11 protein-coding genes and 2 tRNA genes are annotated in these 14,111 nt (G+C 73.4%); 2 read left to right on the plus strand and 11 right to left on the minus strand.

The genetic code is table 11. From position 1 onward, the window contains the following. Nucleotides 1-4: 4 nt before the first annotated feature. A complete protein-coding gene (locus HQQ78_RS07285; protein WP_173151883.1) occupies nt 5-2,572 on the minus strand; it encodes an ATP-binding protein in 2,568 nt (855 codons plus the stop codon). 302 nt (nt 2,573-2,874) lie between these two features. Here HQQ78_RS07285 and HQQ78_RS07290 point away from each other — a divergent pair, with 302 nt between their 5' ends. Further along, nucleotides 2,875-3,540 (plus strand): TetR family transcriptional regulator, encoded by a 666-nt coding sequence (locus tag HQQ78_RS07290; RefSeq protein WP_173151885.1) that lies wholly within the window; start codon nt 2,875-2,877, stop codon nt 3,538-3,540. A gap of 125 nt (nt 3,541-3,665) precedes the next feature. Here HQQ78_RS07290 and HQQ78_RS07295 read toward each other — a convergent pair whose 3' ends face one another. The 7 genes from HQQ78_RS07295 to HQQ78_RS07325 all read right to left on the minus strand — a co-directional run bounded on the left by HQQ78_RS07295 (nt 3,666) and on the right by HQQ78_RS07325 (nt 10,896). Further along, on the minus strand, nt 3,666-4,421 hold the full coding sequence (locus HQQ78_RS07295) for a glycosyltransferase (RefSeq protein ID WP_173151887.1): 756 nt from the start codon (nt 4,419-4,421) through the stop codon (nt 3,666-3,668). Beyond that, nucleotides 4,418-5,800: a bifunctional PIG-L family deacetylase/class I SAM-dependent methyltransferase gene (locus HQQ78_RS07300; RefSeq protein WP_173151889.1), complete on the minus strand. Its 1,383-nt coding sequence runs from the start codon at nt 5,798-5,800 to the stop codon at nt 4,418-4,420. Before HQQ78_RS07300 ends, HQQ78_RS07295 begins: the two co-directional genes overlap by 4 nt. 29 nt (nt 5,801-5,829) lie before the next feature. Continuing rightward, nucleotides 5,830-7,014, minus strand: coding sequence for an acyl-CoA dehydrogenase family protein (locus HQQ78_RS07305; protein ID WP_254065011.1), 1,185 nt, complete (start codon nt 7,012-7,014; stop codon nt 5,830-5,832). A gap of 82 nt (nt 7,015-7,096) precedes the next feature. Continuing rightward, complete coding sequence (locus HQQ78_RS07310) at nt 7,097-7,429, minus strand: hypothetical protein (RefSeq protein ID WP_159825077.1); 333 nt, start codon at nt 7,427-7,429, stop codon at nt 7,097-7,099. 165 nt (nt 7,430-7,594) lie between these two features. Continuing rightward, nucleotides 7,595-7,684 (minus strand) — tRNA-Ser (locus tag HQQ78_RS07315). Nucleotides 7,685-8,163: 479 nt separating this feature from the next. After that, a complete protein-coding gene (locus HQQ78_RS07320) occupies nt 8,164-9,546 on the minus strand; it encodes an LCP family protein (protein ID WP_173151891.1) in 1,383 nt (460 codons plus the stop codon). A 141-nt stretch (nt 9,547-9,687) separates the two neighbouring features. Continuing rightward, complete coding sequence (locus tag HQQ78_RS07325; RefSeq protein ID WP_173151893.1) at nt 9,688-10,896, minus strand: glycoside hydrolase family 6 protein; 1,209 nt, start codon at nt 10,894-10,896, stop codon at nt 9,688-9,690. Between the two features lie 301 nt (nt 10,897-11,197). Here HQQ78_RS07325 and HQQ78_RS07330 point away from each other — a divergent pair, with 301 nt between their 5' ends. Next, nucleotides 11,198-11,497 carry a hypothetical protein gene (locus HQQ78_RS07330; RefSeq protein WP_056047292.1) on the plus strand — a complete coding sequence of 100 codons (300 nt, stop codon included), beginning with the start codon at nt 11,198-11,200 and terminating at the stop codon, nt 11,495-11,497. A gap of 232 nt (nt 11,498-11,729) precedes the next feature. Here HQQ78_RS07330 and HQQ78_RS07335 read toward each other — a convergent pair. From HQQ78_RS07335 to serS, 3 genes are all read right to left on the minus strand, one after another. Continuing rightward, nucleotides 11,730-11,817 (minus strand) — tRNA-Ser (locus HQQ78_RS07335). A 118-nt stretch (nt 11,818-11,935) separates the two neighbouring features. Next, nucleotides 11,936-12,790: an HAD family hydrolase gene (locus HQQ78_RS07340; protein WP_371740393.1), complete on the minus strand. Its 855-nt coding sequence runs from the start codon at nt 12,788-12,790 to the stop codon at nt 11,936-11,938. Beyond that, nucleotides 12,787-14,052 (minus strand): serine--tRNA ligase, encoded by a 1,266-nt coding sequence (gene serS, locus HQQ78_RS07345; RefSeq protein ID WP_173151895.1) that lies wholly within the window; start codon nt 14,050-14,052, stop codon nt 12,787-12,789. Before serS ends, HQQ78_RS07340 begins: the two co-directional genes overlap by 4 nt. Nucleotides 14,053-14,111 lie beyond the last annotated feature (59 nt).

Genomic DNA, 14,111 nt, shown 5'->3' on the forward strand with positions numbered 1-14,111 from the left:
GCGCTCACGTGGCCGACCGTACCCGATCGGCCTCGCCTGCCCCGCCCGGCCCGGCCTCGCCTGCCCCGCCCGGTCCGGGCACCACCGGCAGCCCGACCACCATGGTCAACCCGCCGCCGGGGGTGTCGTCGAGTGCGAGCGTGCCGCCCATCGCCTCGACGAACCCCTTGCTGAGCGCCAGCCCGAGCCCGAGCCCCGTGCCGTTGTCGGTGTCGCCCAGCCGCTGGAACGCGACGAGGATCTCGTCCCGCCGTTCGACCGGGACCCCGGGTCCGCGGTCCACGACCCGCAGCTCGACCCGGTCGCCGAAGGCGCTCGTCGAGATGCGGACGCTCGCGTCCGGCGGCGAGTGGCGCAGGGCGTTGTCGAGCAGGTTGACGACCACGCGCTGCAACAGCACGGCGTCGGCCCGCACGGGCGGCACCGTCGCCCGCAGCGCGAGCTCGACGTCGGCCGGCCCGAGGCCGAGCTCGTCGAGGGCGCCGAGCACGACCTCGTCGACGTCGACGTCGGCGGGCGTCACGGCGAGGGCCCCGGCCTGCACGCGGCTGACGTCGAGCAGGTCGGTGACCAGGGTCGAGAGCGAGTCGAGGCTCTCGTGGGCGGTGGACAGCAGCTCGTCCCGGTCGGAGTCGCTCCAGGCGACGTCGGTCTGCCGCAGTCCGCTGACGGCGGCCGTCGCGGCGGCCAGCGGACGACGCAGGTCGTGACCGACGGCGGCGAGCAGGGCGCTGCGCATGCGGTCGACCTCGGCGAGCGGGGCGACCTGGCCTGCGGCCCGGCTCAGCTCGGAGTGCTCGAGGGCCGCCTCGACCTGCGCCGCGACGACGTCCAGGAGGCGCCGGTCGGCCGCCTGCAGTTCGGGTCCGGTCAGCTCGAGGGTCGCGTCGGCGCCCGCGGCGATCGACGTGGTGGTCCCGGCCGGGGACCCGGCTCCGGGACGGCCGTCGTCGGCGAGCCGCGCCTCCCCGATCTCGACCCCGCCCTGGACGACGCGCACCCGGGTCATGCCCAGGGCCTCGCGGGTGCGGCCGATCAGGGCCTGCAGGGCGTCCTGGCCGCGCAGCACGCTCCCCGCGACCGTGGCGAGCAGCTCGGTCTCGGCGAGCGCCCGGGCGGCGGCACGGCTGCGTCGTGCGGCCTGGTCGACCACGTAGCTGACGATCGCGGCGTTGAGCACGTACAGCACGAGTGCCGCCAGGTGCAGCGGCTCGGCGATGGTCAGCTGGTAGATCGGCGCGATGAAGAACAGGTCGAGCGTCACGCCCGAGAGCAGCGCCGCGAGCAGGGCCGGCCAGATGCCACCCGTGACGGCCACCACCACGACCAGCAGCTGGAAGACCAGCACGGTGCCCGCGATGCCGTCCTCCGAGCGGTGCCCGGCCAGCAGCCCGGTGAGCAGCGGCCCGGCCACGAGGGCGAGCACGAACCCGGCGATCACGCGGCGTCGCGACAGGGCCCCGCCGAGTCGCGGCAGCACCCGGTCGCGTCCGGCCGAGGAGTGGGTGACGATGTGCACGTCGATGCGTCCCGACTCGCGGATCACCGTCGAGCCGATGCCGGGCCCGGTCAACGCCGCGGCCAGGCGCCCCCGTCGGCTCACGCCGATGACGAGTTGCGAGGCGTTCACCCCGCGGGCGAAGGCGACGAGCGCACGGGGAACGTCCGAGCCGACGACCTGGTGGTACGTGCCGCCGAGCTTCTCGACCAGGGCCCGCTGGGCCGCCAGGGCACCCGGTGCTCCCTGCCGGAGGCCGTCCTGCGCACTGACGTGCACGGCGACGAGTTCTCCTCCGGAGGACCGGGCGGCGATGCGGGCACCCCGTCGGATCAGCGTCTCGCCCTCGGGGCCGCCGGTCAGGGCGACGACGACGCGCTCCCGGGCCTCCCAGGTGCTGTCGATGCCGTGCTCGTCGCGGTACGCCTTGAGCGCGCTGTCCACCTCGTCGGCCAGCCAGAGCAGCGCCAGCTCGCGGAGGGCCGTCAGGTTGCCGAGGCGGAAGAAGTTCGAGAGCGCCGCGTCGACCCGGTCGGCCGGGTAGACGACGCCCTCGGCCAGTCGGTCCCGGAGGGCCTGAGGGGCGAGGTCGACGAGCTCCACCTGGTCGGCCGCCCGCAGCACGGCGTCGGGCACCGTCTCGCGCTGCGTCGCCCCGGTGATGCGCTCGACCACGTCGGTGAGCGAGTCGACGTGCTGGACGTTGACGGTCGAGACGACGTCGATGCCGGCGACGAGCAGGGCCTCGACGTCCTGCCACCGCTTCTCGTGGGTGGAGCCGGGGGCGTTCGTGTGGGCGAGCTCGTCGACCAGCGCGAGCTGCGGTGCCCGCGCGAGCACCGCCTCCAGGTCGAGTTCGTCCAGCGCGACGCCGCGGTGGACGACCGCCCGGCGGGGCACGACCTCGAGGTCGCCGACCAGCGCCGAGGTCGCCCGCCGCCCGTGAGTCTCGACGACGGCCACGACGACGTCGACCCCTTCGGATCGCAACCGTGCCCCTTCTTCGAGCATCGTGTACGTCTTGCCCACGCCGGGTGCCGCCCCCAGCACCACCCGCAACCGCCCTCGCTTCATGCGCTCAGCCTGTCACCCCTGCGGACCCGAGCGTGCCGGACGGGGACCACCCGCCGGGCACACGGGAACGCCCCGTGACCACGGGGGCCACGAGGCGTGTGTCTCGAGGGTACCTGGCCCCCTCCGTGGTTCAGCTGGAGGGTCGCACCCGACGCGACCCTGCGCGATCTCACAGGGGGTTGTGTGCCTGGTGCCTCTCGAGGCCGTCCGACCCGAATCGGACTCTTGCAGGATACGCGATCCGGAGGCTCCGTTGCCCATTGGGCATGGAAATTCTCAGGAAGCCCCGGCACGATGGTCCGATGCAGCAGACTCCGGCGCGTGGGGACCTCACCCGATTCGGCACGGAAGCGGTCGGCGGGCGCGACGAGAAGCGTCGGGCGACGAGCCGTGGGCTCGCCGACGCGGCCTTCCGACTGGCGACCGAGAAAGGCTTCGACGGCTTCGTCGTCGAGGACGTCACCGCCCTGGCCGGTTACTCGAGGCGCACCTTCGCGAACCACTACTCGTGCAAGGAGGACGCCGTGGCCTCGGTGCTCCTGAACAAGGCGGGCGCGGCGGTCGACGCCTCCGACCTGTCGATGCTGGCGTCCTTCCAGGGGACCGACATCGACCTGCTCGAGCTGCTGCTGTTGTCGGCCGTCGACACCCAGCTCGTGGACTACATGATCAGCCTCCGCCACCTGCTGCGGACGCACGAACCCCTGCTGCCCTACGTGCTCGCGGTCGGCGTCCCCATGACCGAACGCGTCGGCGACGTGATCGGCCTGGCCGTCGGCCCCTCGCGGGACGACCTGACCACGTCCTTGCTGATCCACTCGACCTGGGGTGCCGTCATCGCCGTGCTGCGCGGCGTCTACGACCCCTGGGTCGACACGACCACCGACGACGAACGCGTCGACGCCCTCCGCGCCTACTGGGCGACGACGTTCGAACGCTTCCGCACGGGCTTCGGGCCCGTCGCCTGAGCCGGTCCGCACCGCACCGCACCGCACCGCGTTTCGTGCACGGCACCGGGTAGAGACGCGGTGCCGTGCACGAAACGCGGTGCGACACGCTGGGCTCGGGACGAGGAGGCGCGGTGCCGGCCTCGTCAGGCCAGCAGGTCCACGGCGAGGTAGCCGGCGTATCCGCCCGACGTGCGTCCGTCGCGCCGTCCCGAGGTCAGCACCTCGCCGACGTCCGAGGCGACGAGCGTCGCACCGGCGTCGCGCAGCCGGTCGACGAGGACGTTGTCCTCGTGCAGGTCGACGGGCGCGAACCCGCCGACGGACCGGTACGACGACGCCCGCACCCCGAGGTTGGCGCCGTGCACGTGGCCGTTCGGCCGTCCGGGCGTGTGCCGGGCCGTCCAGGCCGCGATCTGCCGCGGCGAGAGGTCGGCGAAGTCCGGGCGCACGGTCCCGATCACGACGTCGGCGCCCGAGGCGGCCCGGTCGAGCTGGTCGTCGATCCAGCCCGGCGGCACGACCGAGTCGGCGTCGGTGCAGGCGAGCCACACCGCGTCGAGCGGCAGGTCGTCCGAGGGCGCGCCGAGTTCGTCCAGGGCGACGTCGACGCCGACGGCCCGTGCGACGCCGACCCCGCGGGCCTCGATCTCGACGACGGTCACGCGGGCGTGCGCACGAGCGGCCGCCACCGTCCCGTCGGTGCAGGCGTCGGCCACGAGGACGACGACGACCCGCACCTCCGGATGGGTCCTGGCCGTGTGCCGCCGCGCGACGTCGACGCCGTCGAGGGCGCGCGAGACGAGTTCCTCCTCGTCGTGCGCGGGGACGACGACCGCGACGGCCCGCACGGGGCGGGCCGGGGTCGGGGCCGGGGCCGATCGGATGGGCGCGTCGCTCATCGCAGGCCCGTCCGCTGGGCGACCGACCGGGGGTCGCGCGAGAAGACGTCGAGCACGAAGTCGCCCTCGACGTGGTGCGAGACCCGGTGGAGGCGCGGGTCGGCGCCCAGCCGGGCGTGGACGTCGTCCGCGCCCTGCCGGAAGTCCCCCTCGGGCTGCGTCCAGTGGCAGGCCACGACGTCGCCGTCGTCGGCCAGACCGTCGACGATCGAGTCCACCAGCCGCCCGAACGCCTCCGGGGCCAGGTAGTAGCCGACCTCGCTGAGCACGACGAGGTCGAAGGTGCCCGACGGGTAGTCGGCGGCGGCGTCGGCCTGCTCGACCGTGACGTGGGGCAGGTTCGCGAGCCGCTCGCGAGCGGCCTGCACGGCGACCGACGACACGTCGAGGGCCAGCAGGCGGTCCGCCGCGGGGGCCAGGTCGCCCGTCAGCACGCCGATCGAGCAGCCCACCTCGAGCACGCGGCCGTAACGCTCACGCGGCAGCGACGCCACGGTGAGGGCGCGCTTGCGGCGCTCGTACCAGCGCGTCGTGACCCGCCACGGGTCGGCGCGGCGGGCGTGCGTCCGGTCGAACGTCGCCTCGGTCGCCGGGACCGACGCCGCGGCGCCCGCGTCCTGGCCGTCCGCGTCCTGGCCGTCCGCCTCCGACCCGGCCACGACGAAGACCTCGCGCCCGCGGGTGAAGTGCCGCTCGAACACCGGGTGCAGCACGGGTGCGTCCTCGGGCGCGGTCGAGAGGGGTCGGCGCTGCGAGACGTACGCCGCGAGGGCCGAGCGCTTCGCGGCGTCGGCGACGGCGTCCAGGGGCGAGAGCCGCAGCGACGGCCAGGGCACGTCGGGGTGGTCGGGCGAACCCCAGTGCCACAGCCAGATCGGGTACTCGAGCACCGTCGTGCCGGCCTGGTCCGCCTCGGCCGCCAGCTCGGCGGCGATCTCGCCGAGCACGCGGTGGTCCCGGTGTCCGTCGCCGCGCCAGGGCGCGACGAGCAGGCCAGCGGGCCCGGGCAGCAGGGGACGCAGCCGCTCGGTGATCTCGGCTCGGGCCTCGCGGACGGTCCCGTCGGCGATGCTCCAGTGCACCAGCTCGACGTCGTGACCCAGCAGGTCCACCGCGACCCGCGCCTCCTCGGCCCGCGTCGCGACGAGGTCCTCGGCGCTCGTGGTCGAGCCGGGGTGCGAGGCCGCGCCGTCGGTCACCACGACGACCGTGACCGGGATGCCGCGGGCGGCCGCGTGGGCGATGAGCCCGCCGGCGCCGAGGGTCTCGTCGTCGGGGTGGGCGGCCAGCACGACCACGCGCGACGCGCTGGTCGGGACGACGGCGCCGTCGAGCGGCGGCAGGTCGAGGAGGCGCGGGTCGGCCTCCCAGGTCTCCACCGGAGTCCCCGGCGCGCGACCGTCGAAGCTCACCACGTGGGACGTCCGTCGGCCACGGCCCGACGCAGGACCGTCTGGCCGAGCGACGCGTCGTCGCGTTCGCCGTGGTGCTGGCGGAGGTAGAGCTCGAGGTCGGCGACGCGCTTGGCGTGGGCCGCGTCGGTGGCGAGCGGGGCCGGGCCGAGGGCACGGGACGCCCGCGCGAGCACGTCGTCGCAGGCGTGGGCGACGGTCCCGCGGACGCGCTTGGCCAGCAGCCGCCCGGCGTCACCGGTCGCCTCACCGGCGTCGACGAGGTCGGCGGCCTCGACCAGCGCCCGGCGGGCGTCGGCCAGTCGCGTGTCGACGAGGCCGAGGGCCTGCAGGAGGTGCGGGTCGGCAGGGCGCTCCGGCGTGCGCGACGAGGCGGTCACCGCCGCGGCCAGCAGCGTGCGGGCCACGCCGACCGCGCCGCCGTACCAGCACGCCGCGACTCCGATCCCGCCCCACGAGAAGCCGGGACGCTCGAGGTACCACCCGGGGGCACCGACCTCGTAGGCCTCGACGTCGTCGAAGTCGACCGGGCCGGAGGGGATCTCGACGAGGCCCCTGGCGTGCCAGGCGTCCGCCGTCACGGTCACGCCCGCCTGACGGAGGTCGACCGAGAACAGCCGACGCTCGTCGCCGACCCAGGCTGTGACGAGCGCGCCGTCGAGGGTGCCCGCCAGGGAGCACCAGGGCTTCGTGCCGGCCAGCGACCACGGACCCGACCCGTCCGGGCCCCGGGTCGCCGTCAGACGGACGCCGGGCCCCTCGGCGGCGAACACGCCCCAGGTGAACGGGTCGGCGGTCCGAGCGCGCGGGGGGACGGAGGAGCGGTCGCCGTCGTCCTCGTCGGACAGGATCTCGGTGGCGGTCGCGGCGCCGACCTCGGCGTGCTGGTCGAGGATGGCGAGGGCGTCGAGGTGCGGTTCGGCCGCTCGGGCCGCACCGAGATCGTGCGCGGCGAGCGTCGCCAGGGCCTGCCAGAGGTCGGCCGTCGAGCCCAGTCCGGGCAGGGCCCCGTGTCGACCGAGCTCGACGGCGAGGTCGAGTGCGTCGCCCACCGAGGGCGCCGGACGGGATCGCAGCCCCTCGACGACGAGAGCGGTGGCCGTCCCGACGACCGGACCCGCGCCTCCCAGGGTGACCGGCTCGACGGGGTCGGTCGAGCGCGCGGGCGCGGAGGGACTCATGGTCTCGACGCTAGTCGGTCGTCCGATCGAGCGTGGGGGTTGACAACGGGGTGGACGACAGGCGTCGGGCAGTGCGGGAGGCTCAGAACTCGTCGCTGTCGAGCGGGATGCGCTCGGCCGCTTCGGCGGTCTGGGGCTCGATTCCGCGGAGGCGGCCGATGCGCCCCTCGATGTCGTCGACCAGGGCGTCGTCGTCGATCTCGGCCTCGTCGGTCTGCTCTTCGGAGACCAGCATCTGGCTGGCGGGACCGAGCAGCACCTGGAACCGCTGGTGCACCCCGCCACGATCCATGCCGGGCAGGTCGACCATGTCGGACTTGTTCTGCATCGCCAGCGCTCGCGCGTACTCGACGACGGCCGCCGCGATCGCGTCGCCGGTGACCAGGTACTCGTCGGTGTAGTGGATGCGTTTCACCCGTGGTTCTCCCTGCAGTCGAGACGACTCGTCGTCACCGATCACGCTACGCGCGACGGGGCGGGAAGGCCCCGTGCCGGGCGACGTCGGTGGGCCCTCGAGCGGGCAGAAGAAAAGCCACCCCGGAACATCTCTGGCGAGAGAGAGAACCGACGTGGCTTTCCGCGGAGCCGGTGGGATTTGAACCCACGGTTCCCACAAAGGGAACTCCACCTTAGCAGGGTGGTGCACTAGGCCGAACTATGCGACGGCTCCATGCGGCTCGCGAGCGAACGCGCAGGGACAAGCATAGCGGCCCGGAGGCCAGATGCCGAACCGGGGCCCGGCGCCGGTCGGACGTCCGGCCGGGACGGGCGTGGACAGAACCACCCGTGCCCCACCCGCTCTGGGGGGCGTGATCGGCTTGTCGGCATTTGTGCCGACACATAGAGTACCCCTGACGCCGACGACGGCCGAGGGGCCGGGGCCCGACAGCACGGGCCCGTTCACCCTTGCCGAACACGCCCCCCGACGGTCGCCGCGTCACGTGCCCCACCATCGAGCGCCGCACCCGAACGGCTGCGCCCGAGGGGCTCGCCGCCGGCACCGACGCCGGCCTCCACACCCCCCACGGTGCCGCACCCCTGATCCCGGCATCGCGGGGTTCTCATGCGTGCCGGTTCGGGCCGCCGCTTGAGGTCACCGGTCGTCCCGGCGAGCTGGTTACTCGCCGGGGCGACTTCTCGGCGGAGCGCCTAGTTCGAGCCGAACGCCACCGAGCAGGTCTGGTCGGCCGCCGTCTGGCCGGTGAGGCCCTCGATGACCTCGGTCGTCGGAGGCGTGGTCGCCGCCCCCGCGCCCGGGTCGGTGGGTGCCGCCGTGTCGGCCGGAGCAGCGGTCTGGGCGGGAGCAGCCGTCTCGGCCGGAGCGGCCGGGGCCTGGGTCGCCGCCGAACCGTCACCCGTGCCGGTGTTCTCGGAGCCGATGCCGGTGCTGCCCTCGGGGATCGAGAACGGGACGTCGTTCGCGATCGCGTCGAAGAGCTGGGTCGCCACGGCCTCGTCGGGCTGCACCTTGTTCTCGTAGACGCCCGACCCTCCGGTCGTGCCGGGGTACTGGACGAAGTTGACGGCGTCGAGCGGCAGGTCCCGGAGCGCGAGACCGATCTGCACCATGGTGTCGATCTTGGTCAGCTGGTCGGACAGGGTCATGTTGCTCGCCGCGGCGCGGGCCAACGAGTAGAGCTTCGTGGGGTTGCTGAGGGTGTCGGCGCTCTTCACCGTCCGCAACAGCGACGAGAGGTAGACCTGCTGGCTGCTGATGCGGCCGAGGTCGGACCCGTCGCCCACGCCGTGGCGGGTGCGCAGGAAGGCCAGGGCGTCGGCACCCGAGAGCACGGTCTCGCCGGCCGGGATGTCGAGACCCGTGTAGCGGTCCTTGATGGGCGTGGCGGCACAGACGGGGACGCCGCCGATGGCGTTCGACATCTCGATGACGCCGTTGAACGAGATCATGCCCGCGAAGGGGATGTCGAGACCGGTCAGGCTCGAGACGGTCGAGGCGACGCAGCTCAGCCCGCCGTACGAGTAGGCCTCGTTGATGGGTCGGGCCGACATCGCCGAGTAGTACCCCGAGCCGTCCTCCTTCGCGCACGACGGGATCGGCACGACCATGTCGCGGGGGATGCTGACGGCGGTCGCGTTGGTGTGGTCGGCCGACACGTGGAGCAGGATGTTGACGTCGTTCAGGGTCGCGTCCCGCTCGCCGAACGCCCCCTGGTCCTGGCTGGCGTCGTTGTCGGTCCCGACGACGAGGATGTTGAAGCCGCCTTCGTACTCGCTGATCGACGGCGGAGCGGGCTTCGTCGTCTCGCCCTGGGCCGCCTGCAGCTCGACCCCGTCACCGAGGTCGCTGCGCACCTGGTACGCCGCGATGGCGCCGACCGAGGCTCCGCTCACGAGCAGGACGGCCACCGAGGCGGCCACCACCTTCGTGACGGCCCGCACCGCGCCTCCGCTCTTGAGCCGGCCGTGTCGGGCGACTCCCGTCGTCGCGGGGGCGGAACGGCGTCCGGAGGCGGTCGCCTCGGGCCGGGCAGCTCGTCGGCCACGGCCGGATCGGTCGCGAAGGTCGCTCACGCGGTGTCCTCTCGGTCATCGAGGGCGACCCTCGCTCGCGCGGCCTCGGGATGGTTCGAGGATCGAGCGGGCAGAAGGGCACCGTTCGGTGTACGGGCAGATGGAGATACTACCCAGGCGGTCCTGGGCCGCTGCCGGGACTCAGCCGGTCGCACGGTTCGCGACGAGCTGGACGGCGTACGAGGCGTGCCACTTGCCGGCGGCCGGTCCCCCGTTGCACTCGCCGTCGCTCGCCCCGGGCGTCTTGATCCAGAGCAGGGCGTCGAGCTTCGTCGTGCCGGTCTGCACCGAGGGCACGACCCCCAGGCCGGCCCCGGGCGCGTTGCACCACGTGCCCTTCCAGCCGCGACCGTTGCGCGACGTGTCGATCACGTACCGTGCGCCTCCCGTCGCCAGCGACACCTTCTCGGCGTAGGCACGCTCGGATTCGACCGGGTAGTAGTTCGACACGTTGGTCGCGAAGCCGCGCGCGCGGTCGACACCGGCCGCCTTGAGGCGCGCGGCCATGGTCTGCGGCGGCACCCAGTTCGAGTTGCCGGCGTCGAGGTAGGCCGGGACGCCCGCGTCCGCCAGGGTCGCGACGGCGGAGGCGATGGTGGCCTCCCGCCCGCTCGTCTGCTCGGGGCAGTTGCTGATGAGCGTGAGGGCGTCGGGCTCGACGACCACGACGACCCGGTGGCCCGCCAGCCGCGAGGCGACGAGGGAGTTCCAGCGCAGGTACGCCGCGTTGTCGGCCGACCCACCCGCCGAGTGGCTGCCACAGTCGCGGTTGGGGATGTTGTACGTGACGAACAGGGGGGTCGCGCCGACCTTCTCCGCGGCGGCGACGGTGCCGTCGATCTTCTTCACGAGCTGGGCGTCGGTCAGCCAGCTGCCGAGCCAGGTCGCCACCGGCTGCTTCGAGATCGTGCGGGCCGCCGCGGCCTCGGCGGTCCGGCCCTCGGACGTCAGCGTGGTCGCGGCGCGCGCCGCCTCACCGGCGGGGTCGACGTACAGACCGCCCCGGAACAGCGTCGTGGTGGGCGTGGTGCGGATGGTCTGCGAGACCGCGGCGGGCGTCGTCACCGTGGGGACCGACGGGACCGACGTCGAGGCCGGGTCGGGCGACACGGGCGACCCGGTCGACCCGCGCTCCCCGCGCGAGGTGAAGGCGGCGATGGCTCGCTCGGCCGACTTGGACGACCGTGCGGGCGGGCTCGACGCCGTGGTCGGCGAGGCCGTGACCGAGGTCGACGAGGGGGCGACGGGGGCCGCGTGCGCTCGCGCGGGAGCGACCGCGAGGCCGGCCGTCAGGGCGACGGCGACGCCGAGGACGACGGCGGCGCGGGTCGTCGGGGTCATGTGGGTCATGGCTGGGGTCCTGGTGTCGAGGGGCCCGGGCGGTGTTCGGCCCACCCGGGGTGCCGACCGGTGCGGGACCGCAACGGGGGGCTCGATCAGTGCAACACGGGGGTGCCTCGGCGTTCAGTCCCTGTTCGGGGGGACGGAGCGTTCCACTTCGGGGGCCACGGGGGTCGGAGAGGGCCTCTGGCGGGGTTCCGGGCACGGCACCCGAGGAGGTCGTCACGGCGGCCCTCGCGGCGGCCGACCTGGGAGACTGGACGGGCGGTCGCGGACGCTCCCGCGCGCGCACCAGGCCCGGGAGGACCACATGAACGGCGAGACCAACCGAGACGCGTGGCGGGACTCCGTCGAGACCTGGCTCAAGGGCGACGAGCGCAACGACGTCTTCGACGGCTACCTCGACTGGTACCGCGCGCCGGTGATGGCCGACACCGACGACTGGACCCGCGACTTCTTCGTGCTGCCGGCCGTCGGTTCGGACGTGCTGCACAAGCACGCGGGCTTCGTCGACGGCGACGCCGCCGTCTCGGTCGACGACACCACCTGGCGCGACCTCAGCACCCTGATCGGCGAGGCCTTCGCGACCTACGCCGCCGCCAAGGCCTAGGAGGCACGGGTCGCGTCATCTGCGGAACGCGCGACCCGTCTGGCGGAGGGCGTGGGATTCGAACCCCGCGGCGCGCCAGCGACGCGTCCGCCCGGTCGGCGCCCTCCAGGACGCGGTGCGGAACGCGTAACCCGACTGGCGGAGGGCGTGGGATTCGAACCCCGCGGCGCGCCAGCGACGCGTCCGCCCGGTCGGCGCCCTCCAGGGCGCGGTGCGGAACGCGTAACCCGACTGGCGGAGGGCGTGGGATTCGAACCCACGAGACATCTCTGCCCACTTGTTTTCAAGACAAGCTCCATCGGCCGCTCGGACAGCCCTCCCGGTGGCCGGACGAGCTACGCCGCCACGATGTGATCACTACGCCACTTTCAACCGTGGCGTCGTGTTCATGTCGTGGCGGGATGCACGCATCGGGCAACCGGGGCCGAGTCTACCGACTCAGAGCGTCGCGAGCACCTCGGCGAGCCCGTCGTCCAGGTCGCTCGACGTCTGCTCGCTGGCCACCGCGGCGACGTCGTCGGGCGCCTGGCCCATGGCGACCCCGCGTCCCTCGGCCGCGGCCCAACGCAGCATGTCGATGTCGTTGCGCCCGTCGCCCGCGGCCAGGACCTGCGACCGCGGCACGTCGAGCCACTGCCGCACGCGCTCGAGGGCGGTCGCCTTCGTGACGCCGTCCGGGGCGATGTCGAGCCAGGCCGTCCAGCCGACGTTGTAGTTCACGTGCTGGAGGCCCATGCGCTCGACGGCCGTGAGGAAGTCCTCGGTGTCGTGGTCGGGCGAGACGACGACCACGCGGGTCGCCGGCCGGCCGACGAGGTCGTCGAACTCGACCTTCTCGGCGTTCAGTGCCGCCGCCGCGGCGGGGAACGACCCGCAGTACCGCAGCAGCCCCTCTTGGTCTTCGACGGCGTACCCGGCCCCCGCGTCGGCCAGGGCCTCGCGGATCGTCGACAGCACCTGGGTCGGGTCGAACTCCTCGACGTGCACGCGGCGGTACCCCGTCGGGGCCGACTCGTCACGGCCCAGGGTGATCGCACCGTTCGCGCAGACGACGTAGTCCGAGACGAGACCGAGACGCTCCATGACGGGCAGCGTCATCGACACCGAGCGTCCGGTCGCGATCATGACCTGGTGACCCTGGTCGTGGAGGCGCGTGATCTCGCCGAGGACGCCCTCGGAGATGGTGCCGTCCTCGGGCATGATCGTGCCGTCGACGTCGAGCGCGACCAGCCAGCGGTCGGCGGCGGCCACGGGCTCGTCGCCGGGCCGGGGTGCGGCGGCGGCCTGGCTCACGCGACCGGCTCGATGACCTCGAGGCCGCCGAGGTAGCCGCGCAGCGCCTCGGGCACGACCACCGAACCGTCGGCCTGCTGGTGCGTCTCGAGGATCGCGACGAGCCACCGCGTGGTCGCGAGGGTGCCGTTGAGCGTCGCGACGGGGGCCGTCTTGCCGCTCTCGGTGCGGTAGCGGGTGTCGAGGCGGCGTGCCTGGAAGGTGGTGCAGTTCGACGTGCTGCTCAGCTCGCGGTAGGTGCCCTGCGTCGGCACCCAGGCCTCGATGTCGAACTTGCGTGCGGCGCTCGAACCGAGGTCGCCGGCGGCGACGTCGATGACGCGGTAGGTGAGGCCGAGTGCCTGCAGCATGCTCTCCTGGAACCCGACGAGGGCGTCGTGCTCGGCCTCTGCCTGGTCGGGGTGCACGTAGCTGAACATCTCGAGCTTGTTGAACTGGTGCACGCGGAGGATGCCCCGGTTGTCCTTGCCGGCGGCACCGGCCTCGCGGCGGTAGCAGGTCGACCAACCGGCGTAGCGGATCGGGCCCGCCTCGACGTCGAGGATCTCGTCGGAGTGGTAGCCGGCGAGCGCGACCTCGCTCGTGCCGGTCAGGTAGAGGTCGTCGGCGGGCAGGTGGTAGACCTCGTCGGCGTGGGAGCCCAGGAACCCGGTGCCGGCCATGACCTCGGGTCGCACCAGCGTCGGGGTGATCAGCGGCGTGAAGTCGTTCTCCAGGGCGAGGTCGAGGGCCATGTTCATCAGGCCGAGCTCGAGGCGGGCACCGATGCCGCGCAGGAAGTAGAAGCGCGAGCCCGACACCTTGGTGCCGCGCTTGATGTCGATCGCGCCGAGCTTCTCGCCGAGGTCGGCGTGGTCGAAGGCCTCGAAGTCGAAGGAGGGACGGGTGCCGTGCTCACGGAGCGTCACGAAGTTCTCTTCGCCGCCCGAGGGCACGCCGTCGATGATCAGGTTGCCGATGCCGCGCGCGGCCGCGTCGAAGACCGCATCGGCCTCGTTCGAAGCGGCCTGCGCCTCCTTCACGCGGGCGGCGAGCTGCTGCGCCTGCGCGACCAGGGCCTTCTTCTCGTCTTTCGGCGCCTTGGCGACGGTCTTGCCGAAGGCGTTCTGCTCGGCGCGCAGGTCTTCGAAGGCGGCGATCGCCGCGCGGCGGGCCTGGTCGGCCGCCACCGCGTCGTCGACCAGCGACTCGGAGTCGCCCCGGGCCCGCTGGCTCTGCTTGACGAGGTCGGGGGATTCACGAAGCAACTGGGGATCGATCACCCGCCCATCCTAGGCAACGGCACCCGCGCGGCCGACGTTCTGCACAGAGCCTTCGCCTT

Origin of the sequence: Frigoribacterium sp. VKM Ac-2859 (assembly GCF_013204925.1) — a bacterium.
GTDB lineage: Bacteria > Actinomycetota > Actinomycetes > Actinomycetales > Microbacteriaceae > Frigoribacterium.

Bases quoted from the DNA above. Each gene is read 5' to 3' on its own strand.
- HQQ78_RS07285 (WP_173151883.1), bottom strand. From the start codon at position 2,572: ATGAAGCGAGGGCGGTTGCGGGTGGTGCTGGGGGCGGCACCCGGCGTG.
- HQQ78_RS07290 (WP_173151885.1), top strand. From the start codon at position 2,875: ATGCAGCAGACTCCGGCGCGTGGGGACCTCACCCGATTCGGCACGGAA.
- HQQ78_RS07295 (WP_173151887.1), bottom strand. From the start codon at position 4,421: ATGAGCGACGCGCCCATCCGATCGGCCCCGGCCCCGACCCCGGCCCGC.
- HQQ78_RS07305 (WP_254065011.1), bottom strand. From the start codon at position 7,014: ATGAGTCCCTCCGCGCCCGCGCGCTCGACCGACCCCGTCGAGCCGGTC.
- HQQ78_RS07325 (WP_173151893.1), bottom strand. From the start codon at position 10,896: ATGACCCACATGACCCCGACGACCCGCGCCGCCGTCGTCCTCGGCGTC.
- HQQ78_RS07330 (WP_056047292.1), top strand. From the start codon at position 11,198: ATGAACGGCGAGACCAACCGAGACGCGTGGCGGGACTCCGTCGAGACC.